Source organism: Arthrobacter sp. zg-Y844, assembly GCF_024385465.1.
Lineage (GTDB): Bacteria > Actinomycetota > Actinomycetes > Actinomycetales > Micrococcaceae > Arthrobacter_B.
On the sequence record NZ_JANFLS010000002.1, the window covers coordinates 223983 to 247015 of the forward strand.

The window sequence follows — 23033 nt, forward strand, 5'->3', positions numbered from 1 at the left end:
AGCGGGGGAAGCCGCCCAATGCCCGGCAAGAGACGCTAGCGCGGCCGCTGCCCGGCGTGCTGGCGTGCCATTTCCGAGAGCCTCGACAGATCAGCCAGGTCCTGTTCCGAACGGGGAGCAGGGGAGAAGCTGCCGAACTTCCGCGTGGCTGCCTTTTCGATCAGGAAGTCCGCAATTGCCGGGTTCTTGGGAAGGAGGGAACCGTGCAGGTAGCTGGCCACGACGTTCTTGTACCGTGCGCCCTCGGTGCTGTCCTTGGTGTTGTTGCCCTCACCCTTGCGGATCTCCGCCAGCGGCTTCACACCCGGACCGAGGAACGTCTGGCCGCTGTGGTTCTCGTAGCCGTGGATCTCGCCGAACTCTTCGCTGACGGAAAGCACGTTGCCGATCAACCGCACGTCACCTCCGTGGGTCTCCATGTCCAGGATGCCGATTCCCGGAATAAGCGCACCCTCATGCGTCTTGAAGAACCGTCCGAACAACTGGTACAGGCCGCAGATCACCAGCATCGGCAGGCCGTCGTCGGCCAGTGACTGCAGGGTGGGAGCCAACTGCTGGAGATCCTGCTGGATCACCACCTGTCCGCTGTCCTGCCCGCCGCCGCCGACAATGATGTCGACGTCGGCAGGGAACTCGTCCCCTGCGTTGTACTCCTCGACGACAGGCTGGTAGCCGTACCACTTCAGGCGCTGCTTGAGCACCAGCACGTTGCCCCAGTCGCCGTAAATGTTCATTTCCCGCGGGTACAGCTGCAGGATCTTGATTGTGCGGTCCTCGGTCATGAGACCACCTCTACCTTCGTGATCTTGGAGAGTTCCCGGCGTACGGCCAGCATGGCCGTGTACGTGCAGAAGATCCGCATGGGAACCCCGGGGGAGTCCTTGATGAAACGCTTCAGTCCGTCCGTGATGTCCGGTTCGATGGTGCGCACCGGCACGTCGTCGTACTTCAGCCGCAACGCCATGTCGTAGGCGCGCACGCCGCTGACGACGTCGACGCCGCCCTCGGCCAGGGACTCGAAGTCGACGTCCCACAGCCAGGACATGTCGCGGCCGTCGGCGTAATTGTCATTGATGGCGATCATCGTCGAATAGCCGTGGGCGGCAAAGGACTTCAGGCCCAGGCGGAAGCCGCTGGGATTCTTCACCAGCACCAGCTCCAGCGGCTGGCCGTTGACGGTCAGGGACTCGCCGCGCCCGAAGGCAGGCTCCACATTGGCAAGCGCCTCGAACAGCGCGTCGGAGTCGAGGTCCTTGCCCTTGATCGTGCGCGCAAAGGCGAGGGCAGCGGCGGCATTGAAGATGTTGTAAACGCCGCGCAGCTTCAACCCGGAGGTGCGGACCTGTCCGTCGACCAGGAAATCCGCGTCCGTCTCGCTCACGCGTTCAAGGACGACGTCGGCCTCCTGCGTTGCGGCCAGCGCTTCGGCACGGCTGCCGCGCATCTCGTCGTCGTTGGGGAAGGTGCTGCGCAGCGAGGCATCGAGCCCGAAGTACACGGCACGCTGGCCGTTCAGGGAATCGGCGATGCCCGCCACGCGTGGATCCTCGCGGTTCAGGACCACCGTCTCGGTGGTCGCGCGGGCAATGGATTCCAGCAGGCGGGTGGTCTTGTCGATCTCGCCGAACCGGTCCAGCTGGTCACGCAGGACATTCAGCAGCAGGCTGTAGCGCGGCTGGATCAGTTTCACGAAGTGCACGGCGTGCGCCTCGTCCAGCTCCAGGACGGCGATGTCCGCATCCAGGTGTCCGCGCAGGTTCACTTCGCCCAGCAGGGCTGCCGCAACGCCGCGGGTGAAGTTGCTGCCCGTGCGGTTCGTGAAAACCTTCAGCCCCTGGCTCTCGAGCAGCTCCACCACCATCTTGGTAGTGGTGGTCTTACCGTTGGTTCCGGAGACGACGGCGACGCCGAGCGGCAGGTCTGCGAGGGTGCGGCGAATGAAATCGGGATCGATTTTCTCCACTACCAGGCCGGGCAGGGCGGAACCGCCGCCACGCAGTTTGGAGGCACTGCGGACCAGTTTTCCGACCAGGATGGAGAAAGAACTCATGGTTACTGAATATAGCGCACACCCTTGATACGGCACCGTTCCGCAAGGCGTGAGGCTGCACGCATCGTGACAGGTCAGAGGTGTTTTATCCGTCCTTATCCGACGCCGGCCGGGAGCGCGGAAGCGTTTCCGGCCCCGGAAACGGATTCGGTCGCTAGAATTGTGGCAGTGCGTTCGGGAAGCTTAGCTGGTCTCCCTGTTCGGGCCGGGTTCCCCGGAGTCCTGGACGGGTGGCAAGCAGCCGGACTTTTTTATCGATCAGAGGAGAAGCGTAGAGCATGTCGGGCCACTCTAAATGGGCAACCACCAAGCACAAGAAGGCCGTAATTGATGCCAAGCGCGCCAAGTCCTTCGCCAAGCTGATCAAGAACATCGAAGTTGCAGCACGCGCCGGCGGAGCCGACATGGCAGGCAACCCGGCCCTTGAACTGGCCGTTTCCAAGGCCAAGAAGACGTCGGTGCCGATCGACAACATCAACCGTGCGGTCAAGCGCGGCGCCGGCCTGCTCGGCGAGGCCGTCGATTACCAGACGATCATGTACGAGGGCTACGGACCGCAGGGCTCCGCCCTCCTGATCGAGTGCCTCACGGACAACAAGAACCGTGCAGCCTCCGAGGTCCGCCTTGCCGTGACCCGTAACGGCGGCAACATGGGTGATCCCGGTTCCGTCGCCTACATGTTCACCCGCAAGGGCGTAGTGAACCTGCCCAAGAACGGCCTCACCGAAGACGATCTGCTGATGGCCGTCCTTGACGCCGGTGCGGATGAAGTAAAGGAATCGGGCGAGAACTTCGAGATCATCTCCGAGCCGCAGGACCTCCGCGCCGTCGTCGGTGCGCTGGAAGAGGCGAGCATCGAGTACGAAACCGATGAAGCCGAATTCGTTCCGTCCATGCATGTGGAACTGGATGCGGATGCTGCCCGCAAGTTCCTCAAGCTCGTGGATGCGCTGGAAGACCTCGACGACGTCCAGAACGTTTACTCCAACGCTGATATCCCGGCCGCCGTAATGGCCGAGCTTGAAGAAGACGACTAAGACGTACCTGTGTCTTTACGCGTCCTGGGGGTGGACCCCGGCCTGACCCGCTGCGGCCTTGGAGTAGTTGAGGTCGAGGGAAACCGCCGGGCCACCCTCGTGGCCGTCGGAGTTGTCGGCACAGTGGCCGGAACGGCGCTTGACGCCCGGCTGCTGGTCATTTCCGAAGCCATCGATCTGTGGCTGGACACCCACCGGCCCGATGTCCTGGCCGTGGAACGGGTCTTCAGCCAGCTCAATGTCAGCACGGTGATGGGTACCGCCCAGGCGTCCGGCGTCGTTATTGCCGCCGCTGCCCGGCGCGGCATCCCGGTCGCCCTGCACACGCCTACTGAGGTCAAGGCGGCGGTCACCGGCTCCGGCTCGGCCAACAAGGACGCCGTGGGCAAGATGGTGACCAAGATCCTGCGGCTGGACGAGATGCCCAAGCCCGCCGACGCCGCCGACGCCCTTGCCCTGGCGATCACCCACGCCTGGCGCCGCGGCGTCGCCGGTCCCGGACCCACCGCCGGCTCCGCCTCGCGGGGCACGGCACCCGCGACCGGGTTAACTCCGGCCCAGCGGCTGTGGGCCGAAGCGGAAGCGCGGGCAAAACGCGGAAGCTACTGAACAGCAGGGGAATGCGGGCGCCAGCAAGTAGGGTATTCGTAGATATGTTCTATACAGCCTCTGGAGTTCCTTCATGATCAGTTCCCTCCGCGGGGTCGTTTCGCACGTGGGCCTTACCTCTGCCGTCATTGATGTCCACGGATTCGGGATGCTCGTCCAGGCCACCCCGCAGACCCTGGCTTCGCTGCGCACGGGAAGTGAAGCCAGCGTCCATACCGCCATGATCGTGCGCGAGGACTCCATGACCCTGTACGGGTTCAGCGACGCGGACCAGCGCGAGGTCTTTGAAATCCTCCTCGGCGTCAGCGGCGTGGGTCCGCGGATCGCCCTCGCTGTCCTGGCGGTCCACACTCCTGAAGCCATCCGGGTGGCCGCCTCCACCGGGGACGACAAGGCCTTCAGCAAGGTCTCCGGCATTGGCCCCAAGGGTGCCCGCCGCATTGTCCTCGAGTTGGCCGACAAGCTGGTGCCGCACGGCACCGTGGAAAACCCGGCGGCACCGCGCTGGCAGGAACAGGTCCTGGCCGCAATGACCGGCCTCGGCTGGTCCGAAAAGGACGCCACCGCCGCCATGGACGACACCGCCGCCGAGCATCCCGACGTCGCTGCCGCCGGCAACGTCGGGGAAATCCTGAAACTGACGCTGCGCCGCCTCGGGACCGACGGCGCCCGGGTGTCCTCGCGCCGAAAGGCCGGCTGAGGTGTCCACCGCAGACTCCCTCGTCGCACCCGGTCCCGATCCGGACGACAAAGCCATCGAAGCCGCCCTGCGGCCCAAGAACCTGGACGACTTCGTAGGTCAGAAGCGCGTCCGCGAACAGCTGTCGCTGGTACTCGAAGCGTCCCGGCTGCGCGGCCGCAGCGCCGACCACGTACTGCTGTCCGGCCCGCCCGGACTGGGCAAGACCACCCTGTCCATGATCATTGCAGCGGAAATGAACGCACCGCTGCGGATCAGTTCCGGGCCGGCCATCCAGCACGCCGGTGACCTCGCAGCCATCCTGTCTTCCCTGACCGAGGGCGAGGTGCTGTTCCTGGACGAAATCCACCGCATGTCCCGGCCGGCCGAGGAAATGCTCTACATGGCCATGGAGGATTTCCGCGTCGACATCATCGTCGGCAAGGGCGCCGGTGCCACCGCCATTCCGCTGGACCTGCCGCCGTTCACCCTGGTGGGAGCCACCACCCGCGCCGGCCTGCTGCCCGGCCCGCTGCGGGACCGTTTCGGGTTCACCGGCCACCTGGAGTTCTACTCGACGGACGAGCTGGAACTGGTGCTGCGCCGTTCGGCCATGCTGATGGACATGAAGGTCAACTCCGCGGGCTTTGCCGAGGTTGCCGGACGCTCGCGCGGCACCCCGCGAATTGCGAACCGGCTGCTGCGCCGCGTCCGGGACTGGGCGCTGGTGCACGGCATCGAGCAGATCGACGCCCGCTCGGCGGGAGCCGCGCTGGATATGTACGAAGTGGACGTCCTCGGCCTCGACCGGTTGGACCGCGCCGTGCTGACCGCGCTGATCACCAAGTTCAACGGGGGACCGGTGGGACTGTCCACACTGGCAATCGCCGTCGGCGAGGAACCGGAGACCGTGGAGACGGTGGCCGAACCGTACCTCGTCCGTGAAGGCCTGCTCGGCAGGACCCCGCGGGGCCGCATTGCGACCCGGGCCGCGTGGGAGCATCTGGGCCTCCAGATGCCCGAGAACGTTGCCGCAGCCATGCCGCAGAACATGTTTTCCGGCCCCGGCACAAACACCTCATCCGCTCCCGCCGAGGAGACCGGGCCGGAAACTTAACAGTCCGCTCCCACGTTTTCCGTTTAGACTGGCCCTTGGGCACGGTCCCGGCAGTATGCCAGGACGCCCGGCACTTCCCCAACAGAAACGGAACTCTCCACGTGAATATTGCTGATCTCTTTCTCCCTCTGCTGCTGGCGGTCTTCGTCATCATGATGTTCCGCAAGCAGAAGAAGTCGCAGCAGACGGTTACCCAGCAGCGGGCCCAAATGCTTCCCGGCACCGAGGTCATGACCCAGTTCGGGCTTTTCGGCCGGATTGTTTCCGTGGACCAGGAAGAAAACAAGGCCGTGCTGGAGCTTTCCCCCGGCAACACCGCCACGGTGCACCTCCAGGCACTGACCAAGGTCGTCACTGTTCCCGCCGAAGAAGCACCGGCCGATGACGCCGCTGCGGTCCCCGATGACGCCTCTTCCCTCACGCTCGGCAAGGACTCCTCCGAGCGCCGGGACGCCGTGCAGGACGAGACACCTGAAGAAACACTCAAGCGCCTGAACCGCGACGACAAAAAAGAGAACTAGACTCTCCACGAGCCAAGCGGGGCATCGGTGCCCCGCTTGCCGCCCGGAGACCATGACGGTCCCGGTGATCTTCGCCCTTAAGGAAAATTCCCTATGCCCCGTACCGGCCCCGGCTCGGCCGCGAAAAAGACGCTCCTCTGGTTGGGCGTCATTTTTGCTGCCCTGGCCCTTTTGCTTGGCGGTGGTTCCATGTGGAGCAACGCCAGCTGGACCCCCAAACTCGCCCTCGACCTTGAGGGCGGAACCCAGATGATCCTTGCTCCCGAGGTGCAGGGCGGTGACTCCGAAATCACGACCGAACAGCTCGACCAGGCCGTGGAGATCATCCGCCAGCGCGTGGACGGCAGCGGCGTCTCCGAAGCGGAGATCAGCACGCAGTCCAACCGCAACGTCGTGGTGTCGCTGCCCGGTGTCCCCGATCCCGAGACCCGCGAACTGATCCAGGCTTCCGCGAACATGGAGTTCCGTCCGGTCCTCACCGGCGGCGGGGGACAGGGTGCAGCAGTCACGGATCCCACTCCCGCGGAACAGCTGCCCACACCGTCGGCGGAACCCACGGATGCTTCGGACACCAACTGGATTTCACCCGAGCTCCAGACACAGTTCGAAACCACTGACTGCCTGAACCCGGACACCATCGCCAACGCGGAGCAGGCGCCGGCCGACGAGCCGATGGTCGCCTGCGAGCCCGGCACCGCCGGCAAATACATCCTGGGTCCGGTCGAAGTTCCCGGCGTGGACATTTCCACCGCCAGCTTCGGCATGGCACAGGGCAACAACGGTGTTTCCACCAACCAGTGGGCCGTGAACATCGAGTTCAACCGCGAGGGCACCGACAAGTTCCGCGACGTGACCGAGCGTCTCTTCGCCTTCCCGCAGGGCGACCCGCGGAACCAGTTCGCCATCGTCCTCGACGGGCAGATCATCTCGGCGCCGACCGTCAACGCCGTCATCACCGACGGCAAGCCCCAGATCACGGGCAACTTCACCCAGGAAAGCTCCGAAGCGCTCTCCGAGCAGCTGAAATACGGTGCCCTGCCGATCAGCTTCGAGATCCAGAGCGAACAGCAGGTCTCGGCGACCCTCGGCGCGGACCAGCTGCGGATGGGCATCATCGCCGGCCTGATCGGCCTGGCCCTTGTTGCCGTCTACTCGCTCTTCCAGTACCGCGCGCTGGGCTTCGTCACCATCATCTCGCTCGTCGTCGCCGGCCTGCTGACCTACCTGGCCATCGCCATCCTGGGCTGGAGCCACAACTACCGGCTCTCACTCGCCGGTGTGGCCGGCCTGATCGTCGCCATCGGGCAGACCGCGGACTCGTTCATCGTGTACTTCGAACGCATCCGTGACGAGCTTCGCGACGGCCGCGGGCTGGTTTCCGCGGTGGACAACGGCTGGAAGCGCGCCAAGCGCACCGTCCTGGCCTCCAAGGCCGTGAACATCCTCGCCGCCGTCGTCCTGTACTTCGTGGCAGTGGGCAACGTGCGGGGCTTTGCCTTCACCCTGGGCCTTACCGCCATTGCGGACCTCATCGTGGTCTTTATGTTCACCCACCCCACCATGGTGCTTCTGGCCCGCACCAAGTTCTTCGGCGACGGCCACCGGTTCTCCGGCCTCGATGCGAGCAAGCTGGGCGCGGTACCGCTGTACCGCGGCGCCGGACGGCTGCGTGATCCCTCCGAAGCGCCGGCTGCGCGCACCAAGAACAAGGGAGCGGCCAAGGAAGCCGAACGAAGGATGACCATCGCCGAACGGCGGCTTGCCGAAAAGCAGGATTCAATGGCCGGTACCGGCCGCAGCTCCGAGAAGGACGGCGAGTAATGAGTAAGCTCCCCAGTTTCGCCGCATTCGGCAACGACCTTTACACCGGAAAGCGGTCCTACAACTTCGTTGGCAAGGCAAAGCTGTGGTTCTTCATCGCAGCGGCAGCCGTGCTGCTTTCGATCCTCATCCCGGTGGCCAAGGGCGGATTCAACCTCGGCATCGAATTCCGCGGCGGCTCCGAGTTCACCGTCTCCAACGTCAGCAATACCGACGTCAGCGGCGGTGAGAAGGCCGTGGCCGAGGTTGCCGGCACCGCCGACCCGAAGGTCACCAACATCGCCCCGGGCACCATGCGGATCCAGACGGAGAAGCTGAGCGATGACCAGACCATCGAGGTCAAGGAATCGCTGGCGGACACCTACGGCGTAAGCCAGGACGAGGTCACCTCCACCTTCATCGGTCCCACCTGGGGAAGCGACGTCAGCCGGCAGGCACTGGTGGGCCTCGTCGTCTTCGTCGCACTGGCAGCAGTGCTGATGGCCTTGTACTTCCGGACCTGGAAGATGTCGGTAGCTGCCGTCGTCGGGCTTCTGGTGGTTATGGTCGTCACGGCCGGCGTCTATGCGCTGAGCGGTTTCGAAGTGACGCCGTCGGCCATCATCGGTTTCCTTACCGTGCTCAGCTACTCGCTGTATGACACCGTGGTGGTGTTCGACAAGGTCCGCGAAAACACGAAGGACCTGGACAAGCGCACCAAGCGGACCTTCGCGGAAGAAGTGAACCTGGCCGTGAACCAGACCCTGGTGCGGTCCATCAACACGTCCGTGGTCGCAGTCCTTCCGGTGGCCTCCATCCTGTTCATCGGTGCGCTGCTGCTGGGCGCCGGCACCCTGAAGGACCTGTCCCTGGCATTGTTCGTGGGCATCATCCTGGGCACCATCGCGACCATCTACATTGCAGCGCCCCTGTACGCCTGGCTGCGCCGGAACGAACCGGACATCCGCAAGCAGGCCAAGCGGGTGGCTGAACGCCGGGCCAACGAAGCAAAGGGCTCCGCGGCTGTCAGCGCCTAAGGGGTAAATCCCGCTCCGACCATCCGGTTCCGTACTCCACGCCAAAGGAGTACGGAACCGGCGGTTTAAGTGCGGTGCGGGCAGGCTTAGACTGGTTGACAGGTGCCGCGTAAGCGCGGCCGCCGAAAACGTTTTGACCGCCTGCTTTTGAACGTACGAAGAAAGGTCGTCAGTGGCCAACAGTGCAACACCTGCCGATGAGGCAGGAAACAGCGGCACCGCGGGGATCGACCCGGGGCATGAGGACACCGCAGCGCGCGAAGCTGCGGCATTGGATGCTGCCGCCGGCAACACTGACGCCCTGCTTCCCGTCCCTGGCCCGGCGAAGGCCCCCGTACCGGTGAAACCCGGCAGCGGCGCAGGCCGTACGCCCTCGACCGGCCGCCGTGCCTCGACCCGTGCCCGGCTCGCCCGCCTGGCCGGCCGGGGCAACCCCGGCTACTCGCCGATGCTGGAACCGCTGCTCCGCACGGTCCGGGTCAACAACCCCAAGGAAGACCTGGACCTGATCCAGCGGGCCTATGTGGTTGCCGAGCGGAGCCACGAGGGACAGAAGCGCAAGAGCGGGGATCCGTACATCACGCACCCGGTGGCGGTGGCGACCATCCTGGCGGAGCTGGGCATGACCGGCACCACCCTGGCCGCGGCCCTGCTGCATGACACGGTGGAGGACACCAGCTACACCCTGGACGAGCTGCGGCGCGAGTTCGGCCCGGAGGTGGCGATGCTCGTGGACGGTGTCACCAAGCTGGATAAGGTCACCTTCGGGGACGCCGCGCAGTCCGAAACCGTACGCAAGATGGTCGTCGCCATGGCCAAGGACATCCGCGTTCTGGTCATCAAGCTCGCGGACCGGCTGCACAACGCCCGCACGTGGCGTTTCGTGTCGCCGGAATCGTCCGCCAAGAAGGCACGCGAAACCCTGGAAATCTTCGCCCCGCTGGCGCACCGGCTGGGCATGAACACCATCAAGTGGGAGTTGGAGGATCTTTCCTTCGCCGCACTGCACCCCAAGGTGTATGACGAGATCGTCCGGATGGTGGGCGACCGGACTCCGGAACGGGAAAAGTACCTGGGCACCGTGCGGTCGCAGATCGCCGATGACCTGCACGCGGTCAAGATCAAGGCCACCATCACCGGCCGGCCCAAGCACTATTACTCGATCTACCAAAAGATGATCGTGCGGGGCAAGGACTTCGACGACATCCATGACCTGATGGGCGTGCGCGTCCTGGTGGACTCCGTCCGCGACTGCTACGCCACCCTCGGTGCCCTGCATTCGCGGTGGAACCCCCTTCCCGGGCGGTTCAAGGACTACATCGCGATGCCGAAGTTCAACATGTACCAGTCGCTGCACACCACGGTGATCGGCCCCGGCGGCAAGCCCGTGGAAATCCAGATCCGCACGCATGACATGCACCGCCGCGCCGAATACGGCGTCGCCGCGCACTGGAAGTACAAGGACGGCAACAAGGGCCCCGAAGCCCCTGACGACATGGGCTGGCTGCGCAGCCTGGTGGACTGGCAGCAGGAAACCTCGGATCCCGACGAGTTCCTGGATTCGCTGCGCTTCGAGATTAATGCGCGCGAAGTCTTCGTCTTTACGCCCAAGGGCGAGGTCATGGCGCTTCCGGCCGGATCGACGCCGGTGGACTTCGCCTACGCAGTGCACACCGAGGTGGGCCACCGGACCATCGGGGCACGCGTCAACGGGAAACTGGTGCCGCTCAACAGCGAACTGCAGCACGGCGACTGGGTGGAGATCTTCACCTCCAAGGCCGAGGGCGCCGGCCCAAGCCAGGACTGGCAGGGCTTCGTCAAGAGCCCGCGCGCCCGGAACAAGATCCGGCAGTGGTTCACCAAGGAACGCCGCGAAGAGGCAATCGAAAAGGGCAAGGACCTGCTCACCCGCGGCATGCGCAAGCAGAACCTGCCGCTGCAGCGCCTGATGACGCATGATGCGCTGGTGGCGGTGGCCGAGGAACTGCACCACCAGGACATTTCCGCGCTGTACGCCGCGGTGGGCGACGGCCATACCTCTGCGCAGAACGTCATTGAGCACCTGGTCAACCTCATGGGCGGGCACCAGGGCGCCGAGGAGGACCTGGCCGAAACGCCGGTGGCCACCGCAGCCCGCCGCCCCAAGTTCTCCGATTCCGGCGTCACCGTACGCGGTACCGGCGATGTGTGGGTCAAGCTGGCCCGCTGCTGCACCCCGGTCCCGCCGGATCCGATCATCGGGTTCGTTACCCGCGGTTCGGGTGTCTCGGTACACCGCAGCGACTGCCGCAACGTACAGGAACTGCGCGCCACGCCGGACCGCATTGTCCCCGTGGAGTGGGCGCCCACCCAGTCCAGCGTCTTCCTGGTCGAGATCCAGGTGGAGGCACTGGACCGCAAGAGCCTGCTGTCGGACGTGACACGGGTCCTGTCGGAAAACCATGTGAACATCCTCTCCGCCAGCGTCAACACCTCCAGCGACCGCGTGGCGATGTCGAAGTTCGTGTTCGAGATGGGGGATCCGAAATATCTGAACCACATCCTCAGTGCGGTCCGCAAGATCGACGGCGTGTTCGACGTCTACCGCACCACGGGGTCGCAGCGGCGGGTCTAGGTTCCGGGTTCCACTAACCGGTCGGCTCGGCGGCGGCAGCTGCAACGCGTTCCAGCGCCGCCGCCTTGCCCGGTACCCGGTGTCCGGCTTCCAGGGCCCGCTGCACGAGGTCCAGCCGGCAGCCCAGGGCCGGGAGCGCCGCCAGGCGCCGCAGGGTGGAAACCGCTTCCGCGGTGCCCGCATAGAGGGCGACGTCGACGGCGGTCCGCAGCGGAGAGGTGACCGACACTGTTCCTACGTCCACGCGGTCTGCGGGGCCCAGCAGGACCTCGTGGAGGACGGCGGTGCTGAAGGGCTGCAGGGCACCGGTGCGGCTGCGGCGGTCCGCCAGCACATCGAGCCGCGGCGGACGCCGAGCGCAGCCGTAGATCCAGGCAGCGGTCAATCTCCCCATGGTCAGCCTGCGGCGCAGCTGCACGGGCAGCTCGGCAGACGCCGCAAGGGCACGGACCACCGGGTCCGGCCGGACATCCCAGCGGACAAAGGTTCCCGCGTACACGTGCCGGAGCAGCCCGTCCATTGCCATGGCCTGGAGTTCCTCGTGCCGGAACACCTCACCTGCGGTGAACAGCGCTCCGCCCGTGGAGGTGATCTCCGGGAGGGCACCGGGGTAGGGAAAGAGCTGCGCAGGCATGCACACCAGCATGTGCAGCCGGCGGGCAAAGCGAAAGCCCCGCCCCGCCCGTTGTGGATAACGGGAGGGACGGGGCTTTCCCCGTGGAACCGGTACGCAGCCTAGGCGAAGTCCTGCGCGGACTTCTGCAGCATTGCCAGCCACTGCTGGCGGGCTTCCAGGGCCTCGCGGGCGTCCGCGATCTTTTTCGCGTTGCCCGCCTTCTCGGCGTCGGCCAGGTCCTGTTCGAGGGACGCGATGGTCGCCTCCAGCTGGGACAGGGCCGAGTTGGTGCGTGCCTTGGTCTCGGGGTTGCTCCGCTGCCAGTGCTCGTCTTCGGCAGCCTTCACGGCTTCCTCAACCTTGCGGATGCCGGCCTCCATGCGGCCCATATCGGCCCGGGGCACCTTGCCGGCGTCTTCCCAGCGTTCCCGGATCGACTGGAGGGCCTTGCGGGCCGAGTTCAGGTCCGTGATCGGCAGGAGGGCCTGTGCTTCCTTCAGCAGCTCTTCCTTGACCACGAGGTTGGCGGCGAATTCCTCGTCGATAACCTCGTTGGCCGCCTGGCGGGCGGCGAAGAACTGATCCTGCGCGGCACGGAAGCGGGCCCACAGGGCATCGTCATCCTTGCGGCTGGCGCGCTTGGAGGCCTTCCACTCGTCCATGAGCTGCCGGTATTCGGCGGCGGTGTTGCCCCAGTCCGTGGACGTCGCCAGTTCCTCGGCGCGGGCAATGAGTGCCTCCTTCGCAGCCTTGGCGGACGAGTTTTCACTGTCCAGCTGGGAGAAGTAGGCACGGCGGTGGCGGTCGAAGACCGTGCGGGCGGAACGGAACCGCTTCCACAGGGTGTCCTCGGTGCTGCGGCCCAGGCGCGGGCCGTTCTTCTGCGCGGTCTTCCACGCATCGAACAGCTCGTTCATCCGGTTGCTGCTGGTCTTCCACTGAATCGTGGCCGGGTCCTTGGCGGCGATTTCCTCCGCCTCGGCAACAATGGCCTCACGGGCGGCAAGCTCACGCGCCTTGGCGGCCTCAGCCTCGGCGCGCTCGGCGGCCTCGGCTTCCTTGAGCGAGGCTTCGAGTGCTTCGATGCGGGCATCGAGAGCCTTGATATCGCCCACCATCTTGCGCTCGGCCACCTGCTGGGCCAGGTGCTTCAGGGTCTTGTGGATGTCCGCGGCCGGAGCCTTGACCTGCACCCGCTGCTCCAGGAGCAGCAGCTGGCTGGCGACGTCGTCGTACTTGCGCACGAAGTAGGCCAGTGCTTCTTCCTTGGAGGCGTCGGGGAACTGGCCGACGGCCGATTCCTCGCCGTCCACGATCAGGAAGACGTGGCCGTCCTCCTCGACCCGCGCGAAGCGGGCGGCTTCCTCCAGCGGGGTGGAGTGGGCGGCCGGAGCTGCCACCACCGGCTGGGCTGCCGCGCCGGACCGGGGGCCTACTGCTGCGGGGGAGGGCCGTCGCGCCGCAAGTGCTGCGGGGCTCGGAGTGGCAGGCCGGGACGTCTCCGTAGTGGAAGGGCCTGCTGTTTCGTCGGATTTCTGACTGTCTGTCACCGCTAAAAGTCTTTCACTCGATGGATGGCAGTTTGCGAAGCCCGCGCCGCCACTTAGTTCAGGGTGAACGAGTTAATCGTCACCGGGTCTTTCGGGAAACCATCGGTCTCCCCGGAGGCTGTGCCCGAGGAAGCGATGGCCTCCAGTACGTCAAGACCTGACGTTACCTTACCCATTATCGTGTAGCCGCCGGTTTCCTGCGTTAGCGTCGAATCCTTGTAAACAATGAAGAACTGTGTGCCGTGGCTCATTTGGTCTTCACCGCGGGCGACGGCGATGGTGCCGGCGGGGTAAAAGCCGTCTGCCGGCGAGTTCTCCACCGGCCCCCACAGGAAGTCCTGGTCGGCCTTCCCGTCCCCGTTCGGGGAACCGCACTGGAGCACGGACGTGGATTCGGTGGCGGTCAGCCGGTGGCAGTCCTTGCCGCTGAAGTAGCCCGCATCGGCAAGCGTCTTGAAGGAGGCAACCGCCTGGGGTGCCGCCGTGCCGTCCAGTTCCACGCCGATCTCGCCCTGTCCCAGCGCCAGGGACCCGGTGAAGGTCCTGCCCTCGGCGACAGACGGATCCGGAACGTCGGGCAGTTCGACGACGTCGGCCTGTTCCCGCAGCAGCTCCAGGTCCGCCGCCGTGGGATCGGAACTGAACCACGCCATCTGCAGCGCAACGGCGAGGGCCAGGACAACGGCGGCGGCCGCTGCGGCGAAGAGGTTGTCACGCTTGCGCCGCTTGGCACGGGCGGCGGCGAAGGCCCTCCGCGCTTCCATCCGGGCCAGCCGGCGCCTGTCTTCACGGCTGGTGCGGTTTGCTGCCACCGTTGCCTCCTGTACTGGATCGGATCGGGATCGGGTCTGGGAGCGGCGCGCCGGTCTGAAACGGGGGCTGCGTCCCAAGCGGCTAAAATGAGTGCCGCACATAGTTTATGCACGCTCATGCGTGCACCGTGGCCGGGCGGGGTTCCGCCTGCGCCGTTTCGCCCACCTAAGGAGTTGCCACCATGGCACGCAAGGCCTCACTGTCCGGTTTCCCCGAATGGCTACCGCAGGAGCGCCTTGTTGAACTCCATGTCCTGGACGTACTCCGCCGCACCTTCGAGCTGCACGGCTTCTCCAACATCGAAACCCGGGCCGTGGAAACGGTGGGCCAGCTGCTGCGCAAGGGCGACATTGACAAGGAAGTCTACGCGCTGAGCCGGCTGCAGGCCGAAGAGGGCGAGGCCGCCGGCAAGGAAGATCCCAACCAGCTGGCCCTGCACTTCGACCTGACCGTGCCGTTTGCCCGCTACGTGGTGGAGAACGCCGGCCACCTCTCCTTCCCGTTCCGCCGCTACCAGATCCAGAAGGTCTGGCGCGGCGAGCGTCCGCAGGAGGGGCGGGCCCGCGAGTTCACGCAGGCGGACATTGATGTGGTGGGTGACGGAGAGCTGCCGTTCCGGTACGACGTTGAGCTGGCGCTGGTCATCGCCGAAGCCCTCGGCGCGCTGCCCATCCCCGAGTTCAAGATCAGGGTCAACAACCGCAAGCTGGCCGAAGGCTTCTACCGCGGCATCGGCCTCGAAGACACCGCCGGCGTGCTGCGCAGCATCGACAAGCTGGAGAAGATCGGGGCGCAGCGCGTAGCCGAGCTCCTGCAGGAGGAACTCGGTGCCACCCCCGAACAGGCCGAGGCAGCCCTGAAGCTGGCCTCCATCCGCACGGAGGACACCTCGTTCGTGGAGCAGGTCCGGGCACTGGGTGTGTCCAATGAACTGCTGGACGAAGGCCTCGATGAACTGTTCCAGGTCATCAGCGAAGCCTCCCGCCGCGCTCCGGGCCGGGTCCTCGCGGACCTCAGCATCGCCCGCGGCCTGGACTACTACACCGGCACCGTTTACGAAACGGTCCTGGTGGGACATGAAGCGCTCGGCTCGATCTGCTCCGGCGGCCGCTACGATTCCCTGGCCAGCAAGGGGAACCGCACCTTCCCCGGCGTCGGCCTCTCCATCGGCGTCACGCGGCTGGTCATGCGCATCCTCAGCCAGGAATTCGCGCAGGCTTCGCGCAGCGTTCCCACTACAGTGCTGCTGACCCTGGCCACCGACGAGTCCTGGTCCGAAGCCCAGGACACCGCCGCCCAGCTGCGCAGCCGCGGCATTTCGGTGGAAGTGGCCCCGAAGGCGGAAAAGTTCGGCAAGCAGATCAAGTTCGCCGACCGCCGGGGCATCCCGTTTGTCTGGTTCACCGCCGAAGACGGCAGCCACGAGGTCAAGGACATCCGCACCGGTGAGCAGATGCCGGCCGATCCCGCGCTGTGGACTCCGCCGGCCGAGGACCTCACCGTGCAGGTAACCCCCGTGCAGGTGCCGTCCGCCTAGCGGCCCGGGCCGCCGCCGCGTTCCCGGAACGCGATGGCGGCCTGCACCCGGGAGGAGACTCCCAGCTTGGCCAGGACACGGGACACATGGGTTTTGACGGTGGTCTCGGCGATCCCCAGCCGGCGGGAAATCTGCTGGTTGGACAATCCCTCGCCGATGCAGGCCAGGACCGCTTCCTCCCGTGCGGTCAGGGACTCCGCCGGCAGAGTCCCGGTAGCGGCTGCCGCTGCCGCTGCCGGTGCCGCAGCCGCAGCCGGTGACTGCACGAACGCGGAGATCAGCCTGCCGGTGACCTCCGGGGAGAGGACACTGTCGCCGTCGGCCACGCTTTGCACCGCGCGCACCAATTCGGCAGGTTCCACCGATTTCAGCAGGAATCCGGCAGCGCCGGCCCGCAGCGCGGCGAAAACGTACTCGTCAATGTCGAAGGTGGTCAGCACCAGCACCGCGGACAGTCCCTCTCCGGTGATCTCCGCGGTGGCGGCAATTCCGTCCATTCCGGGCATGCGAACGTCCATCAGGACGACGTCGGGCCGCAGGGCGCGTGCCATGCGCACGGCTCCTGCACCGTCCGCAGCCTCGCCGACGACGGTGAAGCCGCCGATGGACTCCAGGATCATGCGCAGGCCGCCGCGGATGGCCGAGTGGTCATCCGCCAGCAGCACGGTGGCGGCGGTCAAAGCGTCTCCTGGTGCTGGCGGGGGAGCACGCCGGGGAGCGCGCGGGGGAGCGCAGATGCTGCTCCGTCGGCGTCTTCTGCAGGCAGGACGGCTTCGACGAGCCAGGCTGGCCGCAGGTCCTGCCCCGCGGCAGGGCCGGCGACCCGTCCGGCAGAGAAACTGCCGCCGAGCTGCGCCGCCCGCAGTTTCATATTCCGCAGGCCCGAACCGTTTCCGGCGGCCGCGGAACTGCCGCCGTCGGAGGCGGGGAGAGCGTTGCGGATCCGCAGCTCCAGCTGTTTGTCCTGCCGCCGGACCGAGATACTCACGGGGCAGCCCGGCGCGTGCCGGACCGCGTTGGCCAGCGATTCCTGCACGATCCGATACGCGCTGCTGCCCACCAGCACCGGCACCTCAACGTCACCGGACAGATGCAGTTCCACCGGGCTTCCGGCCAGCCGGGCGGAAGCGGCCAGGGACTCCAGATGGCCCAGGCCCCCTGCGGCCGCAGCGGCTTCCGCCTGCTCCCGGCTGTCCAACGGGCCGTCGGACTGGAGCAGGTCGATCATGGACCGCATTTCCCGCAGGGCGGCGACGCTTTCCGTCCGGACCTGGGCCAGCACCCGGCGGTCCAGGGCAGCATCGGCTGCCGCCAGTGCAGCACCGGACTGCAGCGCTATGGCGGACAGATGCCCGGCAATCGCGTCGTGCAGTTCGCGCGCCATCGCTCCGCGCTCCGACGCAACGGCAACCTGCAGGTTGAGCTCGGCCAGCTGGGCGGTGCGTTCGGCCTTGAGGCGTTCCGTTTCCGCCCGCTGCCGTTCGCGTTCGGCCCTCTCGGTCTGGCGGCGCAGGGAGCCGGCCCACCAGAGCGGAACCAGGCAGACAAAAACCGCCTGGAACAAACCGAAGAGCAGGTACGGCCATCCCCGGTAGACCAGTCCTACGGAAACGGGAAGGACAACCATGCCGGTCACCGCCGCCCGCTGCACGCCGCGGCTTACGCGCGGGGAGCCAAAGAGGATTCCGGAGTACAGCACCTCGAACAGGAGCAGGTAGGTGATGATCCCGCCGCCGAGCAGTGCGCCGGCACCGGTTGCCGTTCCGGTGACGGCCAGCATCAGCGGAACATTCCGGCGGCGGAACAGCAGGCCCGTACATCCCAGCACCAGGACCGGTACCCAGGCCCAGTCCGGTGCACCCGGAATCGGCGGGAACAGACCTGCGGCGTTCACCCCGAGGAGTTTCAGCACGGTACCGCCCACCAGATAGCCGGCGGCCGCGGCGGCGCCGGAAGGCCAGATTCCGTTCCCGGTGCCCTGGTCTGGGGTTCTTTGCATGGGTTCAGCCTAAATGAGCGGCGCTCCCCGGGGGTCCGGGCGGCGGGCTATGTCCTCCGAAGGGATGACGGAAGGCACCCTCGCGGTGGCACCTTTCGCCGACGACACCGGGTTTCCCGCGCGGAAGGCTGGGGTCATGGACATCCTCGTGTATTTGATCATCGGCTCAGAGATTGGTTTCTGGGTCCTGCTGGCGGCCGGCCTGGGAGCCCGCTACCTGCTTCACCGCAGACGGCTGGGCATGGTGCTGCTCGCCTGTGTTCCGCTGCTCGACGTCGTGCTTTTGGCGGCATCCGCCGCCGATTTGGCACAGGGCGGACGGCCCGGGTCCATCCACGGACTTGCGGCGTTCTACCTGGGCTTCAGTGTCGCCTTCGGCCACAGCCTGATCCGGTGGGCGGATGTGCGGGTTGCCCACCGGTTCGCCGGGGGACCGGCACCGGTGAAGCCGGTGAAGGGGACGCCGGAGTACCGGCGGTCACTGTGGGTGGAATACGGCCGCGTCCTGCTGGCCACTGGAATTGCCGTCGCCGTCCTGCTGGGCATGATCGGAATCGTGGCCGCACCCGGGGAAGCGGAGGTGCTGTGGGACTGGGTGAAGCGGGCCGGCCTGGTCGCAGGGATCTGGCTGCTGGCCGGTCCGGTGTACGGAATGTTTGAAACCGCTCCCCGCGAACGCGCCGGCCTCCGCTGACCTCGTGGATGGCGGTCCAAGGCACAGGGCCCCTAGGCTTTAACCATGGCTGTTGACCCGCTTTCCACCCCGCCCTGCGCCGAACTCCACCTCCACATTGAGGGAACGCTGGAACCGGAGCTGATCTTCGAACTGGCCGCCCGCAACGGCCTGGACCTGCCCTACGACAGTCTCGAGGACCTCCGTGCGCGTTACCGGTTCACGGATCTGCAGTCCTTCCTGGACCTCTACTACTCCAATATGGATGTGCTGCGGACCGAGGCGGATTTCACCGACATGACCCGTGCCTACCTGCGCCGGGCTGCGGCGGCCGGGGTGCGGCATGTGGAAATGATGATGGATCCGCAGGCGCACCTAGTCCGCGGCGTCCCGTTGAGCGTCTCGGTGGGCGGAGTCTGGGCGGCTTTGGCCCGCAGCGAGGAAGAATTCGGGATCTCCACGGAGCTGATTGCCGCGTTCCTGCGCGACCATCCGGTGGCCGAAGCGCTGGAGGTGCTGGAGGAACTGCTGGCCATGGATGCGCCGATCATCGGGATCGGCCTGGACTCCGCGGAAGTGGGGAACCCGCCGTCGTCGTTCATCGAGCTGTACCGTCGTGCCCGGGAGGCAGGGCTGCGGTCCGTAGCCCACGCAGGTGAGGAGGGTCCGTCCTCGTACATCGAGGAGGCGCTGGACCTGCTTCACGCGGACCGCATCGACCACGGGATCCGCTGCCTGGATGACCCGGACCTGGTGGACCGGCTGGTCCGCGATCAGGTGCCGCTGACCGTCTGCCCGCTTTCCAACGTGCGGCTGCAGGCGGTGTCGGCCCTGGCTGAGCATCCCTTGCCGCGGATGCTCGAGCACGGCCTGAACATTTCCGTGAACTCGGATGACCCGGCCTACTTTGACGGCTACGTGGATGACAATTTCCGGGCGGTGCAGGAAACCTTCGGGCTCAGCAGGGCGCAGCTTGCCCGGCTCGCCGCCAACTCGATCGAAGCCTCGTTCGCGCCTGCCGGGCGCCGCGCCGAACTGCTGGGCGAAGTCCGTGCGTGGGAGGCTGCCGGCGCCTAGGTGAGCGCCGGCCCCCGGACGAGGCTAGAACGGCGGCGTCCTGGGGGTCCGCGGGCGACGGAAACTCAACCGGACCACGAGCCCCGCCACCAGGATGATCAGGGCCAGGCTGATGGACACGGGCGGCAGGGCGAGGGCCAGCAGCAGTGCGCCCACCGCACCGGCCAGGTTCAAGACCCGGGGTGCGTAGCGCGTGCGGTCCTTCAGGGTGAAAGCACACACGGTGGTGATGGCCGCGTAGAACAGCAGGGCGAAGGACGCCATCCCCAGCAGTGCGTCCAGGTCCCCGAACAGCACAAGCAGCAGGACGACGGCGGCCGCCGTGGCTTCGGCGGCCCACGGGGTCTGTCCGCGGCCGAAGCGGGATTCCCGCGACGCGCCGAAGAAGGACGGAAGGTCGCGGTCCGCGGCCATGTCGGAGGCTGCCCGGCCTGCCGATTCCGTCAGCGACCACAGGCCGCCCAGGGCGGCGGCGGCAACAGCAAGGATAACGGCACCCGTACCGACGCCCGCGCCCACGCTCTCCAGGGGTTCAAGCAGGGGAGCGGTCTCGGCGGACAAGGCAGCCGCTCCGTAGTAGGCCAGCATCGAAGAACCCATGAACCAGTACAGTCCGAAGGCCACGGCAATGGCAGCGGGGATCGCGATGGGCAGGTTGCGTGAGGGATTGCGCACACCGGACCCCATCGTGGCCAGCCGCGTGTACCCGGAGAAAATGAAGAACAGCAGCCCGGCGGCCTGCAGCACGCCCGAGGTGGAAGCCTCAATCTCCGCACCCACCCGCACCGGCTGGTGAGGCGCCTCGTTGAAGAGCACCACCACCGTGAAGGCCAGGACGCTGAAGACAAAGGCCACTATGAAGCGGGTGACCCAGGAACCCCGGTTCACCCCCAGCAGGTTCACGGCGGCCATGACAATCACGGCTCCCGCTGCGCCGGCCCGAGGATGCTCAGGGAAGACATACGCCCCGAACGCGAGGGCCAGGACAGCCGAGGAAAGCAGTAATGCCCAGATCAGGGTCCAGCCGGAAAGGAAACCGCTGTACGGCCCCAGCAGGATCCGCGCGGCTGTCCGCGCCGTGGCGTCTCCGCCCCGGTCCTCGGGGAGCCGGCGCGAGACGGCCCTGCTGAGCTGGAAGGTGGAGAGCCCGCAGAGGAAGGCCACAACCGCCGCGATGCCGAGGCCCGCGCCCAGCGCCGGTCCTGCAGCGGCCGCAGCCGGAGCGAAGGCGACGAACGCACCCGCACCGACGATGGAGCCTAGGCCGGCAGTGGTGGCATCAAAGCCGCCCAGGGGAACACGCGGCTGGGTAGTGCCGGACAACAGGCTTATCCAATCGGTAGGTACATGGCGGAGCGGGGGTCGGTTCACCGGTAAACTCTGAAGGAGACCGTGTATTTACAATGGGCGGAAACAGTGGTTTCCGCAAGTTTTTCGAAAGGACAGCTGTGCTGCGCACTCATGCCCTTGGTTCCCTGAGGGCCGAGCATATTGGACAGACCGTTACTCTCGCAGGATGGGTCGCCCGACGGCGCGACCACGGCGGCGTTGCCTTCCTCGACCTCCGCGATGCCTCGGGTGTGGCGCAGGTTGTGGTGCGTGAAGAGGATGTCTTCCACGGGCTGCGCAACGAGTACGTCCTGCAGATCACCGGCACCGTGCAGAAGCGGCCCGAGGGTAACGAGAACCCGGCCCTGGCCACGGGCGAAGTCGAGGTGATCGCGGACGACGTCGTCATCCTGAACACCTCTGACCCGCTGCCGTTCCAGATCGACGAGCATGTGGAGGTCGGCGAGGAAGCCCGCCTGCGCCACCGTTACCTGGACCTCCGCCGCCCGGCACCGGCCGCTGCCATGCGCCTGCGCTCGGAAGCCAACCGCGTGGCCCGTGAACTGCTGCACGATGAAGGCTTCGTGGAGATCGAAACCCCCACGCTGACCCGGTCCACCCCCGAAGGTGCCCGCGACTTCGTGGTTCCCGCACGCCTGGCCCCGGGTTCCTGGTACGCCCTGCCGCAGTCCCCGCAGCTGTTCAAGCAGCTGCTGCAGGTTGGCGGCTTCGAAAAGTACTACCAGATTGCCCGCTGCTACCGCGATGAGGACTTCCGTGCGGACCGCCAGCCGGAGTTCACGCAGCTGGACATTGAAGCCAGCTTCGTCGAGGAAGACGACATCATCGCCCTGGGCGAGCAGATCGTGAAGTCGCTGTGGAAGCTGATCGGCGTCGAGATCAGCACCCCCATCCCGCGCATGACCTACGCCGATGCCATGGCCCGCTACGGTTCGGACAAGCCGGACCTGCGGTTCGGCCTGGAACTCACCGAGCTGACTGAATTCTTCAAGGACACCACCTTCCGCGTCTTCCAGGCTCCCTACGTGGGTGCCGTGGTGATGCCGGGCGGTGCTTCCCAGGCACGCCGCACCCTTGATGCCTGGCAGGAATGGGCCAAGCAGCGCGGCGCGAAGGGCCTGGCCTACGTGCTGATCCAGGAAGACGGCACGCTGACCGGACCGGTCGCCAAGAACCTGACCGACTTCGAGCGGGAGAACCTCGCCGAAAAGGTGGGCGCCAAGCCCGGTGACTGCATCTTCTTCGGTGCCGGCGAAAAGAGCGAGGCACGTGCCCTGCTCGGCGCCGCGCGCGTGGAAATCGGCCACCGCACCGGCCTGATCGATCCCAAGGACTGGGCGTTCGTCTGGGTGGTTGACGCACCCATGTTCGAGCCGGCGTCGGCCGCAGTTGCCGCCGGCGACGTGGCTGTGGGCGGCGGGGCCTGGACGGCCGTGCACCATGCCTTCACCTCGCCCAAGCCCGAATTCATGGATACCTTCGACACGGATCCCGAGTCGGCAGTGGCCTACGCCTACGACATTGTCTGCAACGGCAACGAAATCGGCGGCGGTTCCATCCGTATCCACCAGCGCGACGTGCAGGAACGCGTCTTCAAGGTCATGGGCCTTTCGCAGGAAGATGCACAGGAAAAGTTCGGATTCCTGCTCGAAGGCTTCAAGTACGGCGCACCGCCCCACGGCGGCATCGCCTTCGGCTGGGACCGCGTAGTGGCCCTGCTGGCCGGCACCGAGTCCATCCGCGACGTCATCGCCTTCCCGAAGTCCGGCGGCGGCTATGACCCGCTGACGCAGGCTCCGGCACCGATCACGCCGCAGCAGCGCAAGGAAGCCGGCGTGGACTTCAAGCCGGAAGCCAAGAAGGACAAGGAAGCAGCCGTGAAGGAAGCGTAGCTTCCCGCCGCAGGTACGGTACCCGGTCGCAGCATGCGGCCGGGTACCGTGTTTTAACCGTG

The 23033-nt window shown here is 66.4% G+C and carries 20 protein-coding genes; 12 read left to right on the forward strand and 8 right to left on the reverse strand.

Annotated elements, in window-relative coordinates; genetic code table 11:
• Window positions 1-35: 35 nt before the first annotated feature.
• Both NNX35_RS07865 and NNX35_RS07870 read right to left on the reverse strand, forming a co-directional pair.
• Window positions 36-782, reverse strand: a complete 747-nt coding sequence (locus tag NNX35_RS07865; RefSeq protein ID WP_255867440.1) for a type 1 glutamine amidotransferase — start codon at window positions 780-782, stop codon at window positions 36-38.
• Window positions 779-2050, reverse strand: a complete 1272-nt coding sequence (locus NNX35_RS07870; RefSeq protein WP_255867441.1) for a Mur ligase family protein — start codon at window positions 2048-2050, stop codon at window positions 779-781. Before NNX35_RS07870 ends, NNX35_RS07865 begins: the two co-directional genes overlap by 4 nt.
• A 278-nt stretch (window positions 2051-2328) precedes the next feature.
• On the opposite strand from NNX35_RS07870, the gene NNX35_RS07875 reads away from it, so the two are divergent.
• The 8 genes from NNX35_RS07875 (at window position 2329) to NNX35_RS07910 (ending at window position 11464) form a co-directional block, all read left to right on the forward strand.
• Window positions 2329-3087 (forward strand): YebC/PmpR family DNA-binding transcriptional regulator, encoded by a 759-nt coding sequence (locus tag NNX35_RS07875; RefSeq protein ID WP_227921280.1) that lies wholly within the window; start codon window positions 2329-2331, stop codon window positions 3085-3087.
• A gap of 9 nt (window positions 3088-3096) precedes the next feature.
• Window positions 3097-3696: a crossover junction endodeoxyribonuclease RuvC gene (ruvC, locus tag NNX35_RS07880; protein ID WP_255766349.1), complete on the forward strand. Its 600-nt coding sequence runs from the start codon at window positions 3097-3099 to the stop codon at window positions 3694-3696.
• Window positions 3697-3769: 73 nt separating this feature from the next.
• The gene (gene ruvA, locus NNX35_RS07885; RefSeq protein ID WP_255766348.1) at window positions 3770-4396 is read left to right on the forward strand and encodes a Holliday junction branch migration protein RuvA; all 627 of its coding nucleotides are present in this window, start codon (window positions 3770-3772) and stop codon (window positions 4394-4396) included.
• Window position 4397: 1 nt separating this feature from the next.
• Window positions 4398-5492, forward strand: a complete 1095-nt coding sequence (gene ruvB, locus NNX35_RS07890) for a Holliday junction branch migration DNA helicase RuvB (RefSeq protein WP_227921289.1) — start codon at window positions 4398-4400, stop codon at window positions 5490-5492.
• Between the two features lie 101 nt (window positions 5493-5593).
• Window positions 5594-6013, forward strand: coding sequence for a preprotein translocase subunit YajC (yajC, locus tag NNX35_RS07895; RefSeq protein WP_255766346.1), 420 nt, complete (start codon window positions 5594-5596; stop codon window positions 6011-6013).
• A 93-nt stretch (window positions 6014-6106) separates the two neighbouring features.
• Window positions 6107-7834, forward strand: a complete 1728-nt coding sequence (secD, locus tag NNX35_RS07900) for a protein translocase subunit SecD (protein WP_255766345.1) — start codon at window positions 6107-6109, stop codon at window positions 7832-7834.
• Window positions 7834-8850, forward strand: coding sequence for a protein translocase subunit SecF (gene secF, locus NNX35_RS07905; RefSeq protein WP_255766344.1), 1017 nt, complete (start codon window positions 7834-7836; stop codon window positions 8848-8850). Before secD ends, secF begins: the two co-directional genes overlap by 1 nt.
• A 448-nt stretch (window positions 8851-9298) precedes the next feature.
• A complete protein-coding gene (locus NNX35_RS07910; RefSeq protein WP_227922739.1) occupies window positions 9299-11464 on the forward strand; it encodes a bifunctional (p)ppGpp synthetase/guanosine-3',5'-bis(diphosphate) 3'-pyrophosphohydrolase in 2166 nt (721 codons plus the stop codon).
• A gap of 13 nt (window positions 11465-11477) precedes the next feature.
• On the opposite strand, the gene NNX35_RS07915 is transcribed toward NNX35_RS07910, so the two are convergent.
• The 3 genes from NNX35_RS07915 to NNX35_RS07925 all read right to left on the reverse strand — a co-directional run bounded on the left by NNX35_RS07915 (window position 11478) and on the right by NNX35_RS07925 (window position 14442).
• Complete coding sequence (locus NNX35_RS07915; RefSeq protein ID WP_255862930.1) at window positions 11478-12098, reverse strand: type IV toxin-antitoxin system AbiEi family antitoxin; 621 nt, start codon at window positions 12096-12098, stop codon at window positions 11478-11480.
• 101 nt (window positions 12099-12199) lie between these two features.
• A complete protein-coding gene (locus NNX35_RS07920; protein WP_255867442.1) occupies window positions 12200-13630 on the reverse strand; it encodes a DUF349 domain-containing protein in 1431 nt (476 codons plus the stop codon).
• A gap of 53 nt (window positions 13631-13683) precedes the next feature.
• Complete coding sequence (locus NNX35_RS07925; RefSeq protein WP_255867443.1) at window positions 13684-14442, reverse strand: peptidylprolyl isomerase; 759 nt, start codon at window positions 14440-14442, stop codon at window positions 13684-13686.
• Between the two features lie 182 nt (window positions 14443-14624).
• Between NNX35_RS07925 and hisS the strand changes: the two genes are divergently transcribed.
• Complete coding sequence (gene hisS, locus NNX35_RS07930) at window positions 14625-15980, forward strand: histidine--tRNA ligase (protein ID WP_255867444.1); 1356 nt, start codon at window positions 14625-14627, stop codon at window positions 15978-15980.
• Here the strand turns inward: hisS and NNX35_RS07935 are convergent.
• Both NNX35_RS07935 and NNX35_RS07940 read right to left on the reverse strand, forming a co-directional pair.
• Entirely contained in the window at window positions 15977-16600 is a 624-nt protein-coding gene (locus NNX35_RS07935; protein ID WP_370647027.1) for a response regulator, read from the reverse strand. The genes hisS and NNX35_RS07935 overlap by 4 nt on opposite strands.
• A gap of 56 nt (window positions 16601-16656) precedes the next feature.
• Window positions 16657-17979: a sensor histidine kinase gene (locus NNX35_RS07940; RefSeq protein ID WP_255867446.1), complete on the reverse strand. Its 1323-nt coding sequence runs from the start codon at window positions 17977-17979 to the stop codon at window positions 16657-16659.
• Window positions 17980-18028: 49 nt separating this feature from the next.
• On the opposite strand from NNX35_RS07940, the gene NNX35_RS07945 reads away from it, so the two are divergent.
• Both NNX35_RS07945 and NNX35_RS07950 read left to right on the forward strand, forming a co-directional pair.
• Complete coding sequence (locus NNX35_RS07945) at window positions 18029-18673, forward strand: hypothetical protein (protein WP_255862934.1); 645 nt, start codon at window positions 18029-18031, stop codon at window positions 18671-18673.
• 45 nt (window positions 18674-18718) lie between these two features.
• Entirely contained in the window at window positions 18719-19729 is a 1011-nt protein-coding gene (locus tag NNX35_RS07950; protein ID WP_255867447.1) for an adenosine deaminase, read from the forward strand.
• 24 nt (window positions 19730-19753) lie between these two features.
• On the opposite strand, the gene NNX35_RS07955 is transcribed toward NNX35_RS07950, so the two are convergent.
• On the reverse strand, window positions 19754-21052 hold the full coding sequence (locus tag NNX35_RS07955) for an APC family permease (RefSeq protein ID WP_255867448.1): 1299 nt from the start codon (window positions 21050-21052) through the stop codon (window positions 19754-19756).
• Window positions 21053-21177: 125 nt separating this feature from the next.
• Between NNX35_RS07955 and aspS the strand changes: the two genes are divergently transcribed.
• Entirely contained in the window at window positions 21178-22971 is a 1794-nt protein-coding gene (gene aspS / locus NNX35_RS07960; protein ID WP_255867449.1) for an aspartate--tRNA ligase, read from the forward strand.
• The last annotated feature ends 62 nt before the right edge of the window (window positions 22972-23033 follow it).

Excerpts from the sequence above, each read along its gene's own strand:
- NNX35_RS07865 (WP_255867440.1), bottom strand. The coding sequence starts at position 782 with ATGACCGAGGACCGCACAATCAAGATCCTGCAGCTGTACCCGCGGGAA.
- NNX35_RS07870 (WP_255867441.1), bottom strand. The coding sequence starts at position 2,050 with ATGAGTTCTTTCTCCATCCTGGTCGGAAAACTGGTCCGCAGTGCCTCC.
- NNX35_RS07875 (WP_227921280.1), top strand. The coding sequence starts at position 2,329 with ATGTCGGGCCACTCTAAATGGGCAACCACCAAGCACAAGAAGGCCGTA.
- ruvA (WP_255766348.1), top strand. The coding sequence starts at position 3,770 with ATGATCAGTTCCCTCCGCGGGGTCGTTTCGCACGTGGGCCTTACCTCT.
- secD (WP_255766345.1), top strand. The coding sequence starts at position 6,107 with ATGCCCCGTACCGGCCCCGGCTCGGCCGCGAAAAAGACGCTCCTCTGG.
- secF (WP_255766344.1), top strand. The coding sequence starts at position 7,834 with ATGAGTAAGCTCCCCAGTTTCGCCGCATTCGGCAACGACCTTTACACC.
- NNX35_RS07910 (WP_227922739.1), top strand. The coding sequence starts at position 9,299 with ATGCTGGAACCGCTGCTCCGCACGGTCCGGGTCAACAACCCCAAGGAA.
- NNX35_RS07915 (WP_255862930.1), bottom strand. The coding sequence starts at position 12,098 with ATGCCTGCGCAGCTCTTTCCCTACCCCGGTGCCCTCCCGGAGATCACC.
- hisS (WP_255867444.1), top strand. The coding sequence starts at position 14,625 with ATGGCACGCAAGGCCTCACTGTCCGGTTTCCCCGAATGGCTACCGCAG.
- NNX35_RS07935 (WP_370647027.1), bottom strand. The coding sequence starts at position 16,600 with ATGATCCTGGAGTCCATCGGCGGCTTCACCGTCGTCGGCGAGGCTGCG.
- NNX35_RS07940 (WP_255867446.1), bottom strand. The coding sequence starts at position 17,979 with ATGCAAAGAACCCCAGACCAGGGCACCGGGAACGGAATCTGGCCTTCC.
- NNX35_RS07945 (WP_255862934.1), top strand. The coding sequence starts at position 18,029 with ATGTCCTCCGAAGGGATGACGGAAGGCACCCTCGCGGTGGCACCTTTC.
- NNX35_RS07950 (WP_255867447.1), top strand. The coding sequence starts at position 18,719 with ATGGCTGTTGACCCGCTTTCCACCCCGCCCTGCGCCGAACTCCACCTC.